19 protein-coding genes are annotated in these 19,441 nt (G+C 62.9%); 10 read left to right on the top strand and 9 right to left on the bottom strand.

Annotated features, from left to right (window positions below; all coding sequences use genetic code 11):
- Positions 1–503: 503 nt before the first annotated feature.
- The 4 genes from BB029_RS29310 to BB029_RS29325 all read right to left on the bottom strand — a co-directional run bounded on the left by BB029_RS29310 (position 504) and on the right by BB029_RS29325 (position 5,092).
- Positions 504–1,448: a D-isomer specific 2-hydroxyacid dehydrogenase family protein gene (locus BB029_RS29310; protein ID WP_065941924.1), complete on the bottom strand. Its 945-nt coding sequence runs from the start codon at positions 1,446–1,448 to the stop codon at positions 504–506.
- Positions 1,445–2,614 (bottom strand): acyl-CoA dehydrogenase family protein, encoded by a 1,170-nt coding sequence (locus BB029_RS29315; RefSeq protein ID WP_065941925.1) that lies wholly within the window; start codon positions 2,612–2,614, stop codon positions 1,445–1,447. Before BB029_RS29315 ends, BB029_RS29310 begins: the two co-directional genes overlap by 4 nt.
- A 136-nt stretch (positions 2,615–2,750) precedes the next feature.
- Entirely contained in the window at positions 2,751–4,106 is a 1,356-nt protein-coding gene (locus tag BB029_RS29320) for an LLM class flavin-dependent oxidoreductase (RefSeq protein WP_065941926.1), read from the bottom strand.
- 11 nt (positions 4,107–4,117) lie between these two features.
- Positions 4,118–5,092, bottom strand: a complete 975-nt coding sequence (locus tag BB029_RS29325) for an ABC transporter substrate-binding protein (RefSeq protein ID WP_065941927.1) — start codon at positions 5,090–5,092, stop codon at positions 4,118–4,120.
- A gap of 78 nt (positions 5,093–5,170) precedes the next feature.
- Here BB029_RS29325 and BB029_RS33450 point away from each other — a divergent pair, with 78 nt between their 5' ends.
- Positions 5,171–5,344: a hypothetical protein gene (locus BB029_RS33450; protein WP_168166849.1), complete on the top strand. Its 174-nt coding sequence runs from the start codon at positions 5,171–5,173 to the stop codon at positions 5,342–5,344.
- A gap of 67 nt (positions 5,345–5,411) precedes the next feature.
- On the opposite strand, the gene BB029_RS29330 is transcribed toward BB029_RS33450, so the two are convergent.
- Positions 5,412–6,995: a rhodanese homology domain-containing protein gene (locus BB029_RS29330; protein ID WP_065941928.1), complete on the bottom strand. Its 1,584-nt coding sequence runs from the start codon at positions 6,993–6,995 to the stop codon at positions 5,412–5,414.
- Positions 6,992–7,603 carry a cysteine dioxygenase gene (locus BB029_RS29335; protein ID WP_065941929.1) on the bottom strand — a complete coding sequence of 204 codons (612 nt, stop codon included), beginning with the start codon at positions 7,601–7,603 and terminating at the stop codon, positions 6,992–6,994. Before BB029_RS29335 ends, BB029_RS29330 begins: the two co-directional genes overlap by 4 nt.
- 216 nt (positions 7,604–7,819) lie before the next feature.
- On the opposite strand from BB029_RS29335, the gene BB029_RS29340 reads away from it, so the two are divergent.
- Both BB029_RS29340 and BB029_RS29345 read left to right on the top strand, forming a co-directional pair.
- Complete coding sequence (locus BB029_RS29340; protein WP_027608694.1) at positions 7,820–8,725, top strand: LysR family transcriptional regulator; 906 nt, start codon at positions 7,820–7,822, stop codon at positions 8,723–8,725.
- A gap of 164 nt (positions 8,726–8,889) precedes the next feature.
- A complete protein-coding gene (locus tag BB029_RS29345) occupies positions 8,890–9,684 on the top strand; it encodes a class II aldolase/adducin family protein (protein ID WP_027608693.1) in 795 nt (264 codons plus the stop codon).
- A gap of 75 nt (positions 9,685–9,759) precedes the next feature.
- On the opposite strand, the gene BB029_RS29350 is transcribed toward BB029_RS29345, so the two are convergent.
- Entirely contained in the window at positions 9,760–10,842 is a 1,083-nt protein-coding gene (locus BB029_RS29350; RefSeq protein WP_065941930.1) for an LLM class flavin-dependent oxidoreductase, read from the bottom strand.
- Between the two features lie 257 nt (positions 10,843–11,099).
- Between BB029_RS29350 and BB029_RS29355 the strand changes: the two genes are divergently transcribed.
- Complete coding sequence (locus tag BB029_RS29355; RefSeq protein ID WP_371914643.1) at positions 11,100–11,720, top strand: hypothetical protein; 621 nt, start codon at positions 11,100–11,102, stop codon at positions 11,718–11,720.
- Here the strand turns inward: BB029_RS29355 and BB029_RS29360 are convergent.
- Positions 11,672–12,004, bottom strand: a complete 333-nt coding sequence (locus BB029_RS29360) for a hypothetical protein (protein WP_065925155.1) — start codon at positions 12,002–12,004, stop codon at positions 11,672–11,674. The two genes, BB029_RS29355 and BB029_RS29360, sit on opposite strands and share 49 nt — an antisense overlap.
- Positions 12,001–12,309 carry a phosphomannomutase gene (locus BB029_RS33970; protein ID WP_223841602.1) on the bottom strand — a complete coding sequence of 103 codons (309 nt, stop codon included), beginning with the start codon at positions 12,307–12,309 and terminating at the stop codon, positions 12,001–12,003. The genes BB029_RS29360 and BB029_RS33970 overlap by 4 nt, the downstream gene beginning before the upstream one ends.
- A 230-nt stretch (positions 12,310–12,539) precedes the next feature.
- Here BB029_RS33970 and BB029_RS29370 point away from each other — a divergent pair, with 230 nt between their 5' ends.
- The 6 genes from BB029_RS29370 to BB029_RS29395 are packed head-to-tail and all read left to right on the top strand — an operon-like array spanning position 12,540 to position 19,440.
- Positions 12,540–12,980 (top strand): low molecular weight protein-tyrosine-phosphatase, encoded by a 441-nt coding sequence (locus BB029_RS29370; RefSeq protein ID WP_065941932.1) that lies wholly within the window; start codon positions 12,540–12,542, stop codon positions 12,978–12,980.
- Positions 12,981–13,021: 41 nt separating this feature from the next.
- Complete coding sequence (locus BB029_RS29375; protein WP_065941933.1) at positions 13,022–15,241, top strand: polysaccharide biosynthesis tyrosine autokinase; 2,220 nt, start codon at positions 13,022–13,024, stop codon at positions 15,239–15,241.
- 5 nt (positions 15,242–15,246) lie between these two features.
- On the top strand, positions 15,247–16,560 hold the full coding sequence (locus BB029_RS29380) for a lipopolysaccharide biosynthesis protein (RefSeq protein ID WP_065941934.1): 1,314 nt from the start codon (positions 15,247–15,249) through the stop codon (positions 16,558–16,560).
- Positions 16,557–17,732 (top strand): O-antigen ligase family protein, encoded by a 1,176-nt coding sequence (locus BB029_RS29385; RefSeq protein ID WP_065941935.1) that lies wholly within the window; start codon positions 16,557–16,559, stop codon positions 17,730–17,732. Before BB029_RS29380 ends, BB029_RS29385 begins: the two co-directional genes overlap by 4 nt.
- Positions 17,729–18,892: a polysaccharide pyruvyl transferase family protein gene (locus BB029_RS29390; RefSeq protein ID WP_065941936.1), complete on the top strand. Its 1,164-nt coding sequence runs from the start codon at positions 17,729–17,731 to the stop codon at positions 18,890–18,892. The genes BB029_RS29385 and BB029_RS29390 overlap by 4 nt, the downstream gene beginning before the upstream one ends.
- Positions 18,889–19,440, top strand: coding sequence for an acetyltransferase (locus BB029_RS29395; protein ID WP_027608684.1), 552 nt, complete (start codon positions 18,889–18,891; stop codon positions 19,438–19,440). The genes BB029_RS29390 and BB029_RS29395 overlap by 4 nt, the downstream gene beginning before the upstream one ends.
- The last annotated feature ends 1 nt before the right edge of the window (position 19,441 follow it).

A 19,441-nucleotide genomic window follows, 5' to 3' on the forward strand; every position in this document is an offset into this window, starting at 1 on the left:
GGGGCTTGCCCCCGATAGCGGTGAGTCAGTCAACCCAAGTATCACTGACCCACCCTCATCGGGGGCAAGCCCCCTCCCACATTTGGATCTCCATCCAGCAGGCAGACCTCAGCCTGCTTTTGCTCTGCTTTTGCTCTGCTTTTGATCCTAGGCGCCCCGTCAAACATGCTGGCCGAACGCAGGCTTGAATCCGTGGGTAACCCGGCAGGACGCCGGGTTAGCCGTCCTGGGCCATGGATGGCCCATGACGGCGGCCCACGGATTCAAGCCTACGTTCGGGCATACCGAGCCTAGGCGAGGTACCGAGTGGTGGGGCAAGAGCCCTTTTGGTTACTTTTGGGGCTCTTTTCCAAAAGTGACCCGCCGTAAGGGCGGAACCCTAAGCCGCCGTTACCGCAGCAACGGATATGTACTCGCTCAACTCCAACGACATGGTCGGCCCGAAGGCCGCCACGGGAGCAAGTCGAATCGTCGCACCGCCCCTCCGACATTTTTGAACGGCGTCAGGCGTTAGCCAGATTCGCCAGTGCGATCCCTGAAACGTAGCGCTCCAGATTCGCCAAGAACGTATCGGCAATCTCGTTGCGGCTATTGGTCGAAATCGCCGACGTATGGGGCGACAACCGTACCCGTGGGTGGCTGTACAACGGGTGCCCGTCCGGCAAGGGCTCCGGCTCGGTCACGTCGAGCGATGCCAGGCCGATCTGGCCGTTGTCCAGCGCCTCCAGCAACGCCTCCTGATCGAGCAGGCCCCCACGTGCGATGTTGATCAGGTGCAGGCCCGGCCTGGCGCTGCCCAGCACATCGCGGTTGATGATATGCCGCGTGGCGTCGGTCAGTGGCGCGGCCACCACCAGGTGGTCGGCGCGGGCGAACAGGTCGTGGATGTCCTGGGCGGCGTCCACGCCGGCGCCGAACGGTGCCTGGCTCTGACGCAGCGCGACCACCTTGATGCCCAGGCCCAGGGCTTTTTGCGCCAGGCTTTCACCAATCGCGCCAAAGCCGAGAATGCCCAGGGTGGTGCCCTTGAGGGGGCGCAGGGCGGTGAAATTCCATTGCGAGTCCTTCACCCAGATGTCCGGCAAATGCTTGGAGGCGGCAAAGATCGCTGCCAGGGCGAACTCGGCCAGGTTGTCGGCGGCGCTGCCTCGGGAGGTGGTCACCGGCGGGCCGTTGAACAGCCATTGCGGGTAGAAGTCGATGCCCGATGAGACCAGGTGCACCCATTGCGCGCCGTAGGGCCAGCCCGGTGGCGGGGTGTCCGGGGCGGTGTAGCCGCGCACGTTGATCGGGCGCAGCAGCAGGATATTCGCCTGGGGCGGCAGGTCGCTGGGTACGCCCTCCGGCACGCCGATGACCTGTGCTCCGGGGTGGATCGCGGTGACGCGCGCTCGGATCACCTCGTTGTAGTCTTCGCCCAGTTGGCTGGCAATGATCACCTGGCTCATGTGCGCTCCTTCTGGCGTTGGGCGAACACGGCTTTACCGACGCCCTGCAGCACCGCATCGTTCTGCGGAGTATGCACGCGACTGCACAGCACATCGCGGTAGTGGCGTTGCAGCGGGCTATGGCGCGACAGGCCAGGGTTGCCGGAGGCCTCGATGGCCAGCTCCACGGCACGGATGGCGTTGTGGGTGACCAGGTACTTCAACTGCGCGGCGTTGGCGGCCGGAGTGTGGCCGTCGGCGGCGGCGTCGAGCAGGCTGCGGTTGGCGAAGAGCAGGGTGTCGATATGGCCGACGGTTTCCTGGAAACGCGGTAATGTCGACAACGCCGCACCGAGATTGGATGGCTGGCGCTCTTCCAGCCAGTTCACCAGCCAGTCCCGCGCAGCCTGGGCCACAGCGTCATACACCGAGGACAGCAGCACCGACATCCACAGGAAACCCTCGGCATCCAGTTCCGGTTGCGGCGCGCTCCAGGGGCTGACGCTGACGGCGTGGTCCAGTGGCACCAGCACATTGTCGAGCACCACTTCATGGCTGCAGGTGGCGCGCATGCCGAGGTGGTCCCAGGTGTCGATGATGCTTACGCCGGGGCTGTCCTTGGGCACCAGCCAGGCGCCCACCAGCGGGTCGGCGTCATCGCTGCGCGCCCATACGCTGAACCAGCTCAGACCATGGCTGCCGGTGGAGTAGATCTTACGCCCGCTGATGCGCCAGCCCTCGGCAGTGCGCACGGCAGTCGTCGCCGGCAGCCCGCCACGGGCCGGGGTGCCGAGGTCGGGTTCGACGCGCAGGGCATTGATCAATGCACCGTCGCGCACCGCGTCCTCGGCCACTCGGGTACGCAGGTGGGGCGGCCAGGTCTTGCTGTCTTGCAGGCGGTTATGTTGCAGGTATTGCATCACCAGGATCAGTGCGGTGGACGGTTCGCCCTTGGCAATCGCACTGATCGCCTTGCGCGCCTGGGGCAGGCTGGCTCCACCGCCGCCGAGGGCCTTGGGCACGGTGAGGGCGACCAGGCCGTGGTCGTGCAGCCGCTGGAAGTTGGCATGGGGGAAGGCGCCGCTCTCGTCATACAGGTGCGCGGTGCCGGCCAGCTCGGCGCTCAAGTATTCGAGCAGGGCGTCGAAATCGACAACGTTCACAGTGCGTAGAGACGATTGAGTCATCAGTATGTGCTCGGTCAAGAATGTGGGAGGGGCGGTGCGACGATTCGACTTGCTCCCGATTGCGGTGTGTCAGTCAATCCATCTGTGACAGGCCTACCGCAATCGGGAGCAAGCCCCTTCCCACAGGGGATAGTGTTCAGGCCTGGGCCTTTTCGCGGGCTTCGATCACGCTGTAACGGTTGGCCGGCACGTCCAGGCCAAGGTTGTCGCGCAGGGTGTGCCCCGTGTATTCGCTACGGAACAGGCCACGCTGTTGCAGCACCGGCACCACCAGTTCGGTGAAGTACTGCAAGCCGTCCGGCAGCACCGAGTTGATGATGAAACCATCGCTGGCACCGCGTTCGAACCAGGTCTGGATCGCGTCGGCGACTTGCTCCGGGGTGCCGACAAAATCACGCTTGGGCCGCGAGAAACGCAGCGCCACTTCGCGCAGGGTCAGGCCTTCGTCCCTGGCCAGTTGCTTGATACGGTCGGAGCCGCCTTTCTGGCTGTTGGCGCCCAGGTCGCCGAGTTCCGGGAAGGGCGCGTCCAGCGGGTACTGGCTGAAGTCATGGTCGTTGAACGGGCGGCCGAGGGCGACGATGGCGTCTTCCACGGTGACCAGCTCCACCGCCTGTTGATAGCGGCTTTCCACTTCGGCCTCGTCGCGGCCGACAATCGGGCGGATGCCCGGCAGAATCGACAGGCTGTCGGCGTCGCGGCCAAAGCCCTTGGCGCGGCGCTTGAGGTCCTGGGTGTAGGCCAGGCCTTCTTCGATGCTCTCCACATGCACAAAGATGGCGTCGGCGTTCTGCGCCGCAAAGTTACGCCCGTCTTCGGAGGTGCCCGCCTGGAAAATCACCGGCTGGCCCTGGCGCGAGCGTGCAATGTTCAGCGGGCCTTTGACCGAGAAAAACTCGCCTTTGTGGTTCAGCGCATGCAGCTTGCCCGGGGTAAAGAATTCACCGCTTTGCTTGTTGTAGGCAAAGGCGTCGTCTTCCCAGGAATCCCACAGGCCCTTGACCGTGTTCAGGTGTTCCTTGGCGATGCGGTAGCGCACGGCGTGGGGTGGGTGCTCGGCTTTACCGAAGTTGTCGGCGGTGCCGCTGAGCCACGAGGTCACCACGTTCCAGCCGGCGCGCCCGCCGCTGATATGGTCCAGGGACGCGAACTGGCGCGCCACCTGGTAGGGCTCGGTGTAGCTGACGGTCACGGTGGCCACCAGGCCGATATGCGTGGTCAACGCGGCCAGGGCCGAGAGGATGGTCAGCGGTTCGAAACGGTTGAGGTAATGCGGGCTGGACTTGGCGTGGATGTGCAGGCTGTCGGCGATGAACACGAAGTCGAACTTGGCCGCTTCGGCGAGTTCGGTCTGCTGCTTGTAGAAGCCGAAATTCGTACTGGCATTCGGTTGCGCCTGGGGATGGCGCCATTCGCCCCAGCCGTGTCCGACACCGTGGACCATGGCGCCTAATTTCAAATGGCGGGGTTTCAATGGATGTGGCGTGCTCATGTTCTGCTCCTTCAGCGTGATGCTTGGTTGTTGGGGGCGCGCTTGGCGTTAAAGCTCGTGTCGAAGCCCTGGGACACGTCGATGTGCCGGGGCAGCAGGCCTTCTTGCTGGTAGGTGTCGGCGGTGGCCTGCAGGCCACTGATCACGCTGTCGTCAATCAGCACCGGGCTCAGGCGGGTTTCCTTGGCCACGGCCACATGCACGGCCAGCGGCAGCCCGGTGATTTTGGCCTGGGCGGCGGCGTACTCGTCGGGGTGGGTATTGGCCCAGGCGTAGGCGCGGTCGACGCGGGCGACAAAGTCGTCCAGCTGCGTGCGCTTGTCGGCGATGGCCTGGCCGGTGGCGGCGAGGTACAGGTGGTTGCTCAACAGCGTGTTGCCGCTGGCCAGGATCCGCGCCTGGCTTTGTGAGGTGACCACGGTGGTGTAGGGGTCCCAGGTCGACCAGGCGTCGACGGTGCCGTTATCCAGCACCAGGCGCGACTCGCTGGGCAGCAGGAAAATGAACTGCACATCCTGGGTGGTCAGGCCGGCGGTGGCCAGGGCCTTGATCGCCAGGTAGTGGCCGATGGAGCCGCGGCCGGTGACGATTTTCTTGCCCTTGAGGTCGGCCACCGTCTTGATCGGCGAATCCTTGGGCACCAGCAGGGCGGTGGTGTTACGCCCTTCGGCGTGGATGATGCTGACCACCTTGAGCGAAGCGCCGGCGCCAAGGGCAAACACGTAGGGCGCATCGCCCAGGGCACCGATATCCACGGCACCGGCATTCAAGGCTTCGCCCAGGGGCGAGGCGGACGGGAATTCCGACCACTGGATTTCATAGGGCACGTTTTTCGTTTCGCCGGAGACTTCCAGCAGCGTCTTGATCGTCGATTTCTGATTGGCCACCCGCAGCGGTTGCAGGTCGGCGGCGTGGGCGCCGGTGGCCAGGCCAAGGGCCAGGGCGGTGCCCAGGAGCAGGCGTTTGAACGGAGTGGAAAAGACCATGGGATGCAGGCTCCAGGCAGATCGATAAAGGGTTCGGCTACCTCCGCCTGGAGAAGGGGTCGGTGAGGAGTTCACGTTATGCCCATAAAAACCTGCTGTGAAGGTCTTTTTGGTTATATGGTAATTATTAAAATAATTGATTATTTTCGAATTAATTATTCTTTAATTTCATTTATTGGTGTTGAAGTAGATGCGGCCCATGTGGGAGGGGGCTTGCCCCCGATTGCGGTCTATCAGTATCAGATGTACTGACTGACACACCTCAATCGGGGGCAAGCCCCCTCCCACAGAGATCTGTGCTGGACCTGCAAAAAAGTGATCAGATCACATAGAACCCATGGGTCCCATCGCGGGCCAGTTGCTCCACCAGACCGAACTCCCAATCCAGATAAGCCTGCATGGCCTCCCTGGGGTTGTCGGTGCCTTCGTACGGCCGGCGGTAGCGGTCGATACGCGGCGAGGCCAGGTGGGTTTCGCCTTCTTCCAGTGGCAGTTGCGCGTTGATCCAGGCGGCGGTGCCGTCTTGCAGCAGGAACACTTGCTTGCCGGTGATCGCTTCGACTTCGGCCACCGCCAGGCGCGCCAGTTGGCTGCTGCCGCAGGTCAGCACATAACGCTGGGCGGCGGGTATCTTGGCCAGGGCCTCGGGCAGTTGCGCACGCAACGCCCACCAGGCACCGGGTATATGGCGCTTGACGTAGTTGGCGCTGGCGGTGAAATCCAGCACCACGGTGTCGCCATGGGTGAGCCATTCGGCGAGGGTGTGCGGGCTGATCAGTTCGGCCTGGGGCGGCGCGGGCACCGGGGCGACCCAGGCGCCTTTCGCGCTGAAATGCGCTGCCTGCAGGTCATCCAGCACATGCACCTCCCAGCCCAGTTGGGCCAGCCAGGACGCAGACATATTCGCCCGCACGCCATCGTCGTCCACCAGGACCAGGCGTGCCCCGCGCACGCTGGCGACATGGTCGGTTTCCTGTACCAGCTGGCCGCCCGGTGTGGAGCGTGCGCCGGGCAGGTGGCCAGCTTCGAATTCTTCCGGGGTGCGCACATCGAACAGGTAGGTGGTGCGCGCAGCGTCTTGCTGCCAGGCTTGCAGGTCGGCCAGGGTGGCGCGGCCGACGCGGGCCTTGTCGGCGACACGGCGGGCATCGACGGCGGCGATCTGGCGGTGTTCTTCCGACGTCGGGGCAAAGCGCCGCGACTGGCCGTGGGCGAGCTTCTGCCCGGCCAGGGTCCAGCCGATGGTGCCATTGCGCAGTGCAGACACCGGGTTGGCCACGCCGGCATTGATCAGCGACTGGGTGCCGATAATGCTGCGGGTACGCCCGGCGCAGTTGACGATGATGCGGGTGGCCGGGTCGGGCGCCAGTTCGCGCGCGCGCAACACCAACTCGGCACCGGGTACGCTGATGCCGGTGGGGATGCTCATGGTCTGGTATTCGTCGAAACGGCGGGCGTCGAGCACCACCACATCGGCCTGGCTGTCGAGCAGCGCCTGCACTTCTTCAGCGGCGAGGGACGGCGTGTGGCGCTCGCTTTCCACCAGCTCGCCAAAGGCCTTGCTCGGCACGTTCACATCGATAAACAGCTCGCCACCGGCCTGGCGCCAACCGTCCAGGCCACCTTCCAGCAGGCTGACCTGGGTATAGCCCAGCGCAACCAGGCGCTCGGCGGCACGGGCGGCCAGGCCTTCACCGTTGTCGTAGACGGTGACCTGGGTATCGCGGTGTGGAATGCGCGAGTACACCTCCAGTTCCAGCTTGGACAGCGGGATATTCGCCGCGAACAGCGGGTGGGATTCGGCAAACGGCGCTTCTTCGCGCACGTCCACCAGGGCGACTTCTTCACGGTCCAACAGGGCCTGGCGAATCCGGGCAAAGCTACGGGTCGATACGGTGGTCATAGGGCAGGGCTCTTTTCTTTGGACAAATCCCAGATATTCGGGAGGAAGGCGTTGGAATAACCGGAGATAAACAGTTTCTCGCTGCCGTCGGGCTGGTACACCGCACGGCGCACCGCGCCGATATTGGCGCCGTACACATGAATGCTGATCGACACCTGGTCGCTGTGGGCGTTGCTCACCTGGTGGATGTCGCCGACCTTGGGCGACACCGCTTCGACCTGGCCCGGCACCAGTTGAATCGGCTGGCCTTCGGCCACCAGGCTGCCGTCGGGCGCGCGTTCGAAGCCTTGGGAAAACTCTGCACCACGCAGCATGCCGATCAGCCCCCACACCCGATGGTCGTGGATCGGCGTGCGTTGCCCCGGCCCCCAGACAAAGCTGACGATGCTGAAACGCTGGCGCGAATCGGCATGCAGCAAGAACTGCTGGTAGCGCTCGGGGTCGGGTTGGGCAAACTCATCGGGGAGCCAGTCGTCATGGCTGACCAGTTGCGCCAGTAGCTTGCCGCCACGGTGCAACAGGTCGCCTTCCCGTGGATTGCCGTCGATCAGTTCCGCCAGGGCGCCTATGAAGGCTCTGAGTCTCTCGGGGTGTCGGGCCTGGGTCATGGCACTTCCATCGTGTGGTCGCAGGGATGGGGTTATCTAAGCATAATGTTTATAGTTAATATGCTATTTTTTAATGATTAGCTTATAGCTGAAGGTAATTTAGAACCCGTCTGAATAGCGTTAGACGTTATCGATTGCAGCACGGGCTATTCACGCCACGTTCCTGCAACTATGCTTCACACACATCTTAATGACTGTTCTCTATGTGCGGCCCAAATGAAAATTGACGATATCGATGCCTTTGTCGAAGTGATTCGTTGCCAGTCCATCAGCCATGCCGCCGAGTCGTTGCAATTGACCCAGCCGGCCATTACCCGCCGCGTGCAGAACTTCGAGCAGGCGCTGGGCGTGGAGCTGTTCGACCGCAACACCAAACCCCTCAAGCCGACGTTGATCGGCACCCGCGTCTATGAGCAGTGCCGGCTGATCCTGCGCGAGATGGACGCCCTGCGCGAACTCGTGGCCACCGACGCACCGCCCACCGGCCTGTTGCGCCTGGGTGTGCCGCAGACCATCGGCGATGTGGTGCTGCTGGACGCGCTCAAGCATCTGCGTAGCGAATACCCCGATTTGCGTGCCCAGGTCGCCACCGGCTGGGGCAGCCAGTTGGTGGGCAAGATCGAACGCGGCGAACTGGATGCGGCGGCGGCGCTGTTCCCGGCAGGCAAGATTTTCCCGGACAACATCGTCGGCGAGTCCATCGGCAAGATGGAACTGGTGGTGGTCTGCGCCAAGGCCCAACTGCCGAAGAAACCGTGCAAGCTGGCCGATGTGTACCAGAACGGCTGGGTCCTCAACCCGGACGGCTGCGGCTTCCGCGCCGGCTTGCAGCGCACCTTGTCCGATCAGGGCCTGGCCCTGCGGGTCAACCTGGAGACCTTCGGCACCGAACTGCAACTGGGCCTGGTGGCCGACGGCCTGGGCTTGGGCCTGGTGCCACGGCCGTTGCTGGAACGCAGTGCGCACCGTGAGCAGCTGGCGGTGATGCCGCTCAAGGATTTCAAGCCGGTGATGGACCTGTGGCTGATCTATCCGCACTTCCTGGGCAACCTGCAGGGGCCGGTGGATGCGTTTGGCAAGCGGGTGGCGGCGTCGCTGCATAAAGTTCGCGACGCAGCCTGATCCATGTGGGAGGGGCTTGCCCCTCCCACATTTGCCTTGTGTTGTTGGTGTTGGTTATATGAAAAAAAATAATAATTAGCTTAGATTAAAATGTGCTTTTTATTATTTTTGGCCATCCCCTAGGCTTGCCTGGAAGTCCTTAAGGCCATCCAGGAAGTTTTGCCATGAGCAGCGTCACCTCGATCACCAACCTCACCAGCAATGTTCGCCAGCGCGTTACCCCGCAAGAGTGGGAGGTGCGCGTCAAACTGGCCGCCGCTTATCGCCTGGCCGCCTTGTACAAGTGGACCGACCATATCTATACCCACTTCTCCGCCCGTGTACCGGGGCCGGAGGAGCATTTTCTGATCAACGCCTTCGGGCTGTTGTTTGATGAAATCAGCGCGTCCAACCTGGTCAAGGTCGACCTCGACGGCACTATCGTCGATGACCCTACCGGCCTGGGCATCAACTACGCCGGTTATGTGATCCACAGCGCGATCCACGGCGCACGCCATGACCTGCAGGCGGTGCTGCACACCCACACCCGCGACGGCATTGCGGTGTCGGCGCAGAAAGACGGCCTGCTGCCGATCTCCCAGCATTCCATTGGTTTTTCCGGGCGCGTGGCGTACCACGGGTATGAAGGCGTGGCCCTCGACCTGGACGAACGCGAGCGGCTGGTGGCGGACCTGGGCGACAAGAGCGTGATGATCCTGCGTAACCATGGCTTGTTGACCGCCGGCGTCAGCGTTGAACATGCGTTTGCGCAGCTGCAACAGTTGGAGCGCGCGTGCAATATCCAGGTGGCGGCGCAGGCGGCGGGGAATGCGGAGTTGATCTTCCCGCCGGCCGAAGTGGTGGCGAAAGTCGAACAACAGGCCAAGGTGTTTGCCAGTGGCGAAGGACCGGGGGTGGCGCGGCATTGGAATGCGCTGATTCGGCAGTTGGAGCGGACTGATACCGACTACAAGAACTGATTTCGAACCAGGTGAAAATCAAAATGTGGGAGGGGGCTTACACCCCCTCCCACATGGGTTTTGTGGTGTTCTTGCTTACGCGACCTGTTTGGCCTGCTCGCGTTCAGCAATCAGCTGGCGGGTGAGGGGGATCAACCGCTTGCCATAGTCGATCGCATCATTGAGCGGATCAAACCCACGGATCAGGAAGGTGGTGATGCCGAGGTCGTAATAATCGACCAATGCCTCTGCCACCTGTTCGGCGGTCCCCACCAACGAGGTGGAGTTGCCCTGCGCGCCCAGCAACCCCGCAATCCCCGTCCACAAACGCTTGTCCAGTCGCGAGCCTTGGGCTGCCGCCGCCAGCAACCGGCGCGAGCCTTCATTCGGCGGTTCACGCCGCACAAAGCCATTCTTCTCTGCCAACTCGGTGGCCTGTTGCAGGATGCTGTCGGCACGCGCCCATGCCTGTTCTTCGGTTGCGGCGAGGATCGGTCGCAGCGACAGGCTGAAGCGAATCGTGCGCCCATGCTTGGCAGCCTCGGCGCGCACCTGGGTCACGATCTCGCGTACCTGCTCATAGGTTTCGCCCCACAGCGCATACACATCGGCATGCTTGCCTGCCACTTCAATCGCGGCCTTGGAAGAGCCGCCAAAGTACAGCGGGATATGCGGCTGCTGCGGCGACTTCACCGCGGAGTGCGCGCCTTCGACCTGGTAGTAGGTGCCGGCAAAGTCGAAGGGCTGATCGCTGGTCCATTCCTGGCGGACCACGCTCAGGTATTCATCGGTGCGCGCGTAGCGTTCGTCCTTGCCGATATGGCTGCCATCGGCGCGCAGTTCGCGGTCGTCGCCGCCGGTGATGATATGCACGGCGGTGCGCCCGCCATTGAACACATCGAGGGTGGCGAACTGGCGGGCGGCCAGGGTGGGTTGGGCGAAGCCCGGACGGTGGGCAATCAGGAACTGCAGTTTTTTCGTCACGCTGGCGGCATGGGCGGCGATCAGCGTGCTGTCCGGGCTGTTGGAATGGAACGCCACCAGCGCGCGGTCGAAGCCGGCGTCTTCGTGGGCGCGGGCCACGGTTTCCACGTAGTCCGGTTGCAGGGTAGGGCCGCTGCGTGGGTGGATCTCGGAAGCGTGGTGACCGCCGATATAGCCGATGAATTCAATGCTCATGGTCTGTCCTTGTCGAGTAGGGGTGAATACCTCCGCCGGGCAGGGGGTCGGTCATGCTCGTCCACGGTAGGGGCCGCGACAGCCGCTGTAAAATGCCGTTTGGTTCTAACCTAATTATTAAAATATAGAATCATATGTATGTTTGGTGATCAGTAAATTGCATTTTGAGCGCGTTGCTGACCCTAGATAACGTTGTGTTTTTTTTGGGCCTGAGGTCTGATGAGCGCCGAAAACGGCACCTCGAAGGTTAAGCAGTGATGCGGGCAGAACTTGCGCAATATGGCGGCATTACCGTCATGATTCCGGCCGCACTGGTGATTGCTGTCTGGTTAAGGTATTCCGCGCCGTGGGCACTGCGGGCCTGGATAATAACCGTAGGTACGACTTATTCGATTGTGGCGGCCAGCAAGTTGCTGTTTAAAGGCTGGGGCTTATCGTCCCAGCACTTGGATATTGCTGTAATAAGTGGCCATGCCATGAACACCAGTTTGATGGTCACGGTGGCAACGAGTTTGCTGGCTCGCCAGTTTAACCTGGCCTGGCGCTGGCCGGCGGCGTTGGTGGGGGTAGTGATAAGTATCGGGTTCAGTGCTTATTGTGTCGCGCCTTATATACATCCGCTGAATGAAGCCCTGGCCGGTGCCGCACTGGGTGCGACAGCAGCCAGTGTATTTTTGTGGCGTATTGATGCCGCGCCCATCAAGGTATCCCCCGTGTTCATCGGCGGCGGGCTGGTGTTTTTGCTGGTCTGTGGGCTGGTGCCCAAGTACAACGCGGAGTGGCTGCTCAACCGCGTCGCAGTGACCCTCTCAGGTGCCGACCAGCCCCATCAGGAGCCTGCCTGGCGCCTGGAAACCGCGCACAGGAAGGCCGAGTAGGTCGCCAGGTCCAGCGCCAGGTTGCTTTCCACCATCAGCGCCAGCAGGGTCGTCTGCGCGTTGAACCGTTGCGCATTGCCACGGCGCCGCGCGCGTTTCATCTGCTGGAACAGCGCATGGGTGATCTGCTGGGGGGAGCTGCCGCGCAATAGGTCCAGCCAATGGCCGATGGCCCGGGTGTTGCGCTGGTACTGCGCGCCCTGCACCGGTTCGGCAAACCCCTCGAACATCCCCGTCAGCCTGCGCAACGCATAGCCGCGTCTCAAGCCCGCCCACAGGCTCATGGCCGCTCCTCGGTGCCGCAGATATTGGCCAGCAGTTCGGCCGTCTTGACCTGCATGAACTGGCTGTCGCCGCGACTTTCCACGCACAGGCATACCGACAACGGGTCACTGACCTGCAACTTGAAGCGCCAGTCGGCGAACACCATGGAAAACCCGGCACCGGACGCGTCGCTGTCCAGTGAGTTATCGGCATACAACACCTGCAGGCGTTCGACGACATGGGATGAATCATGCACTTCCACTTGAATATTTCCCGAAGAAGGAAATAGGCCAATACGCTCTACCAATAACTTTGACGTGTTCATGGCCGTCCCCTGTCTGGTGCATTCAAATCGCACTTTATTATGGGACGGTACAAAAATACCGGAATGTTAGTTTTAGTCGGTTAATGCCGGGATTGTTATTTTTTGTCTTGCGCGATAGATGGTCTCGGTTTGTAGGCTGTGGTCATAATTAGTCGGTCGTTAGTTGCAACTGATTAAATAAGGTCGTCCCTTTTGCCGAAGAATAAGTGTGCGGTGCGTGGGAGGTTGCCTTGTTCAAAAAGATATTGATTGTGTGCATCGGCAACATCTGCCGCAGCCCCACGGCGGAACACTTGCTGGGGGCCGCACTGACGTCCTCCGGAATCACGGTGAGTTCGGCGGGCTTGGCGGCGCTGCGTGACCATCCGCTGGAACCGACGGCCGGGCAAGTGCTGCAGGAGCATGGGCACGTTCCCCGGGCACACAAGGCGCGGCAACTCAGCGTTGAAGCCGTGAGTGAGGCCGACCTGATCCTGGTGATGGAACAACGGCACATCGACGGCGTGCTCGGCCTCGCTCCCGAGGCGCGGGGCAAGGTCTTCCTGTTGGGCAAGTGGCAGCACGATCGAGAGATCACCGACCCCTATCGCCAGGGCAAGCCCGCCTTTGTGCAGGCCTATGCCTTGATCGAACAGGCCGCACAGGCCTGGGCCCAGCGCCTGGCGCGCTGACGCTCCCTCTTTAAACGATTGCAAGGACGAAGACGCGATTTATGTATTCACCCCAGAACGCTTCCCCTGAAAGCCCTCACCGTGACGAGATCGATGTGCTCGGCATGCTTGGCACCCTGATCGATCACAAATGGCTGATCGCCGGGATCACCGGCACCTGCATGCTGATCGGTGCCGCCTACGCGATTCTGGCGGCGCCGGTGTTCCAGGCGAATGCGTTGATCCAAGTGGAACCGAAGAAGAACGACATGCTCGGTTTCTCCGACGTCAGCAGCCTGCTGGGCAAGGAATCGCCGGCGGTGACCGAGATCGAGCTGATCAAGTCGCGCACCATCATTGGCAAGACCGTCGATACCCTGGCGTTGGACATCACTATCACGCCGCAGCATTTTCCGTTGATCGGTGGCTTCCTCGCGCGGCGTTATGCGCCTGAACACAAGGGCGATATTGCGCCGCCGCTGTTCGGTTTCAGCCGCTGGTCGGCAGGGGGCGAGGCCCTGGCGCTGAGCAGTTTGAACCTGCCGACGGCGTTGCTCGGGACCACCCTGGTACTGGTGGCCGGCGAGGCCCAGGCCTACACGTTATTTGATGAGGACGGCGTCGAGATCGCCGCAGGAAGCGTCGGCGTGCCGTTTGCCGCCGACGGCGTCGAGGTGCTGGTCAAGGAGCTGCGGGCCAATCCGGGCGCGCATTTCAAGATCGTGCGCAAGCCGCGCCTGGACGCGGTGGCCGACTACCAGGACCTGCTCACCGTGATCGAACGCGGCAAGGAGTCGGGCATCATCAGCCTGTCCCTGGAGAGCACGCGCCCGGCCCTGGCGGTGCGGACGCTGAATGAAATCTCCAACCTGTATGTGAAACAGAACGTCGACCGCACCTCGGCCGAGGCGGCGCAGAGCCTGTCGTTCCTCAATGACCAGTTGCCCCAGGTGCGTCGCGACCTGGAGAAGGCCGAGAACGCCTTGAACCGCTTCCAGACCCGCAGCAAATCCATCGACATCAGCCTCGAAGCCAAGGCCGTGCTCGACCAGGTGGTGGCCCTGGACACCGGCATCTCCGAACTCAAGCTGCAACAGGCCGAGATGGACCGCAAGTTCACCCCCCAGCACCCGGCTTATCGCGCCTTGATCGCCAAGCTGGCGGAACTCAATGCCAAGCAGGCGCAGATGACCAAGCGCGTCGAAGGCTTGCCCACGACCCAGCAGGAATTGCTCAGCCTGACCCGCGACGTGCAAGTGGGCACCGAGATCTACACCCAGTTGCTCAACCGCTCCCAGGAGCTCGACGTAATGCGCGCCGGCACCGTGGGCAACGTGCGTTTGATCGACAGTGCCGATGTCAACCTGGCCAAGCCTGTGGCGCCGCGCAAGGTCATCGTGGTGCTGCTGGCGATGCTGCTCGGCGGCATGCTCTCGGTGGGTATCGTGCTGGTGCGCAGCCTGCTCAACCGTGGCCTGGAAAGCCCGGATGAGATCGAGAAACTCGGCCTGCCGGTGTACGCCTCGATCCCCTTCAGCCTGTTGCAAAAGGCCGAGGAAACCAACGCCGCCAAGGGCCGCTCCGGCGCACCGTCGCTGCTGGCGGTCAATCACCCCCATGACCTGGTGATGGAAGCCATGCGCAGCCTGCGTACCAGCCTGCACTTCGCCATGCTCGAAGCCAAGAACAACCGCCTGATGATCACCGGCCCGAGCCCCGAGGTGGGCAAGACGTTTGTCTCGGCCAACCTGGCGGCGATTGTCGCGCAGTCGGGCCAGCGCGTGCTGCTGATCGATGCCGACATGCGCAAGGGCTACTTGCACAAGATGCTTGGCAAGGCGGTGGAGGCGGGGTTGTCTGACCTGCTCGCCAAGCGCTGTGATCTGCAGGAAGCGATTCACCCGACTGCCGTGGAGCGCTTCGACTTTATCGGTCGTGGGCAGATCCCGCCCAACCCATCGGAACTGCTGATGCACCCCAACTTCGCCGCGTTGCTGGCGGAAGTCAGCGAGCGCTATGACCTGGTGATCATCGACACGCCGCCCTTGCTGGCGGTGACCGATGCCGCGATTGTCGGGCGCCAGGCCGGCACCAGCCTGATGGTCACCCGTTTTGGCGTGAACTCGGCGAAGGAGATCGAGTTGACCCTGCGCCGCTTCCATCAGAACGGCATCGAGCTCAAGGGTGCGATCTTCAATGGTGTGGAAAAACGCCGGTCCGCCAGCTACGGCTATGGCGACTACGGTTACTACAGCTACGCCTATCAGTCCGACAAGGCCTGATGACCATGAGCAAAGTGCTTGAAATGCCGCGCTCGTTGTCGCGACGGTTTCGCCTCAACGTGTTGAGCTACGGCTACACCCAACTGGTGACGCTGGCGGCGCAACTGGTGCTGGTGCCGTTCTTCCTGCACGCCTGGGGCACCGGGCGCTATGCCGATTGGCTGGTGCTCACCGGTATTCCGTCGATGCTCAGCCTGCTGGACCTGGGGGTGGCCCAGGCGTCGGCCACCAGCGCCACGCTGCGTGCGAGCCAGGGCGATGTGCCGGGGGCGCGGCGCAGTGTGCAGACCGCGCTGGCCTTTACCCTGGCGGTGGTCGCGCTGGTGCTGGTATTCGCCCTGACCTTGGGCCAGTGGCTCGACTGGGTGTCACTGCTCGGGCTCAAGACCTTGACCGCCGAGCAGGCCGGCCTGGTGGTGCTGTTCATGTCCGGCTACCTGTGCACGCGCTTGCTGGGTGGGCCGATCGACGCCTGGTTTCGCACCATCGACAGAACCGTCGGCGGCGTCTTCATCATGGCCAACCGCAGGACCCTGGACATTGTGCTGTCCATCGTCGTATTGCTGCTGGGTGGCTCCGAACTGCAATTGGCCCAGGGCATGTTTTTCAGCCAGGTGCTGTTCCTGGTGCTGGTGACCCTGTTTGTGCGGCGGATTTCACCCTGGCCGCTGCTGGGGCTGGCGTCGGCGTCCTGGACCGAGTTCCGTGGTATCTGGAAACCGGCGCTGGGCAGCGCGGCGATCCCGCTGGCGCAGGCGATCACCCTGCAAGGCGGCCTGCAAGTGCTCAACCAGATCGCCGGCCCGGCGGTGGTGGTGGGTTACACCATGGCGCGCACCCTGATGCGCCTGATCATCCAGTTGGGCATCACCTGCAGCAACGCCCTGACCCCGGAGATCTCGCGGCTGGCCGGGCGCGGCGAGTTCGAACAGGCGCGACGCTTTACCCAGCGCGCCAGCTCCCTGGTACTGGGCCTGTGCCTGCTGGTGTATGCCGCCGGGATCTGGGCCGGGCCGCAGGTCATCCTGCTGTGGAGCCATGGTCTGGTGCAGGTCGATCGCTTGTCATTGGCGCTGATCGGCTCCCATACGATTTTGAATGTGGCCTGGTTCATCCTCGCAGCGATGCTGATTTCCACCAATCGCCACACCCTCACCTCAGTGATCTATGCCGTAAGCAGCGTGATGGCCTTGCTGCTGTGGCTGGCATGCAAGGAGCGCATCGATCCGCTGCTGGGCGCGTCGCTGTTGCTGTCGCTGCCGGAACTGGTGGTGTTGGTGTACCTGCGGGTGATTCGCGTGGGGGAGGTCGGCCCATGATGCTGTCCCAGGCGCGCCTGACCCTCTACTTGCCGCTGACGTTCTTCGCCTTGCCCCTGGCGCTGAGCAACAACCTCTCGCAACCCTTGGCGCTGCTGCTGTTGCTGCCGTTCGTGGTGTACGCGGCGCGCGGCTTTACCCGCGCGCTGCCATTGCTGGCGCTGGTGGTTGCGTCCAGTGTGTTGCAGGTATTGGTGAGCAGTGGGGCGAACATCTCGCTGTACCAGTTCCTGCGTTCCGGCATTCCGTTTTTCTATTTTGTGCTGCTGCTGGCCGGGTACAGCTATGTGTTGGCCAATGTGGAAAAAATCGCGCTGGCCCATAGCGTCAACTACCGGCGCATCCTCGAACGCATCATCTACATCTTCGCCCTTGGCCAGTTGCTGCAGGTCAGCCTGTATGGCGTGGGCATCGACCTGACCAACGCCGCGTCCAAGTCCAGCGACGAAGTCGGGCGGATCATGTTGTTCCCCACCAGCTCGGCGGTGCTGCTGTTTTTCTATGCCTGTTGCCAGCGCAGGGTCGGCTTGATGCTGATCCTCGCGGTCACGTTGCTGGCAGCCGGGTCCAAGACCATCCTCGCGGCGATGGCGGTGATGATCCTGTTGTCGGCGATTACCCAGCGCAAGCTCAAGTCGTTGGCGGTGCTGGTGGTGGCCATCGGCGCGCTGGGCACGCTGACGTTCTATGCCAGCCCCTTGGCGGTGTCGCGCTTTGCCACGTACCTGTTCGAGGAGAAGGGCGAGGACGTGACCCGTGCGTTCGAGATCGCCCATGCCAAGGAATCGTTTCTCGACAACCCCGCCACGGTGTTCCTGGGCAATGGCCTGGCCAAGCAATTGACCCCCGGCGTGCCCACCAATGACGAGCGCTGGTTCGAGAACTCCAAGTTCGATATCGAGAACGGCTACTGGGGCGTGACCGCCAAGCTGGGAGTGCTCGGCGTGGCGCTGTTTTGCCTGCTGTTCAGCGGGTTGCCGCGCAGCCCGGTATCCCTGGCCGTGGTGGCGATCCTGCTGATTTTCTCGTTCAAGACCAGCTACCAGTTCTTCACCACCTTCGATGGCAGCTACCTGCTGGTGTGGTCGATGTTCATCGGCCTGCTCAACAAGGCTGCGCCTGCACGCCAGGCGGTTTACCCCAATTACTTACTGAAACAGGCTGGATCATGAACGCACCTGCTAGCCCCATCAGGGCCGGGATACTGACGTACCACTTCAGCGAAAACTTCGGCGCGGTGCTGCAAGCCTATGCCTTGCAGCGCTGGTTGCAGCAACAGGGCTTGCAGGTAAGCCTGATCAACTACCACCCGGCCTACGTGGAGGATGGCAGCGAGATCCGCCAGCTGTTCAACCCGCGCCAGCTCAAGGCCAACCTCAAGGCCCTGTACCTCAAGACCCTGGCGTTGAAAACCCGGGTGCTGGGGCCGAATGCCCAGTCGCGCCAGTTCGAGGCGTTCAAGACGCGCTTCCTGAATATCCAGGCGCCGCGTTACGCCCACGCCCACCAGCTCCACCAGGCGGTGGCCGGCCAGCAGTTGCTGGTGGCCGGCAGCGACCAGATCTGGAACCCCTCGGGCCAGACCGGCCTCGACCCGGCGTACTTCCTGGCCTTCGACTGCGACAAGGCGATCCGGCGCATCTCCTACGCCGCAAGTTTCGGCAAGGAATACCTGGAGCCGCAGTACCACGCCGAAGCCGAGGGCCTGCTCAAGCAACTGTCGGCGATCAGTGTGCGCGAGGAGAGCGGGGTGAGCATCGTGCAACAGGTCTCGGGGCTGGCTGCCCAGTGCGTGCCGGACCCGACGCTGCTGCACCGCGACTATTCGGCGCTGCTCGCCACGTCCACCCAGACCCGTACCGGCCACGTGTTCTGCTATGCGCTGCGCACCGGCGTGGGCGTGCGCGAAGTGGCCCAGGCGCTGTCGCGGCAGGTGGCCGGGCCGATTGTCTCGCCGTACAACGCGCACCGGCGCTGGCGGCAGATCGGCGAGACCGTGCAGGTGGGCCCGCAGGATTGGCTCAAGTTGCTCAAGGAGAGCGCCTACGTGGTGACCAACTCCTTCCACGCCACGGTGTTCGCGATCATTTTCGAGAAGCCGTTTATCGCCGTGGGGTTGCCGGGCAACAAGGCCTCGCTAAACGCCCGTGTGCGCAACCTGCTGGAGAAGCTGGAGCTGTCGCAACGCTTCCTGCCGGCAGACGATGCCGACCAGGTGCACGCCTTGATCGCGGCGCCCATCGACTGGGTGGCGGTGCGGGCCCGGCGCCAGGCCCTGCAACAGGTGGGCGAGCGCTACCTGTTGGAACAACTGGCGGCGATCCGGTCATGAGCGACTTCGCGCAACTCAAGTACGTCGACACCCTGCCGCGCAGCAACAAGGCACGCCGGCTGTTGTGGGGCATCGTCTACCAGCTGCTGTTTCGTCCCACGCCGCGCTGGATGCTGCACAACTGGCGGCGTTGGTTGCTGCGCTGCTTTGGCGCCAAGGTCGGCGTGGGCTGCCGCATCGCGCCCACGTGCAGCATCTGGGCGCCGTGGAACCTGGAGATCGGCGACTACACCGCCATCGGCGATGGGGTCGATGTGTACGCCATGGCCAAAATCACCCTGGGCTCCAAAGTCACCATCAGCCAGCGCAGCTTCCTGTGCACCGGCAGCCACGACACCCGCAGCCTGCTGCGGCCCCTGGTGACTCGCGAGATTGTGATCAAGGACCACGTGTGGGTCGCCGCTGAGGCCTTTATCCACCCCGGTTGCGTGTTGGAGGAGGGCTGCGTGGTCGGCGCGCGCTCGGTGGTCACGGCCAGCCAGCCGGCCTGGATGATTTGCGTCGGTGCGCCGTGCCGCCCCCTCAAAACGAGAGACATCGCACTATGAA

The sequence above is a fragment of the Pseudomonas sp. S3E12 genome (genome assembly GCF_001702295.1).
GTDB lineage: Bacteria > Pseudomonadota > Gammaproteobacteria > Pseudomonadales > Pseudomonadaceae > Aquipseudomonas > Aquipseudomonas marginalis.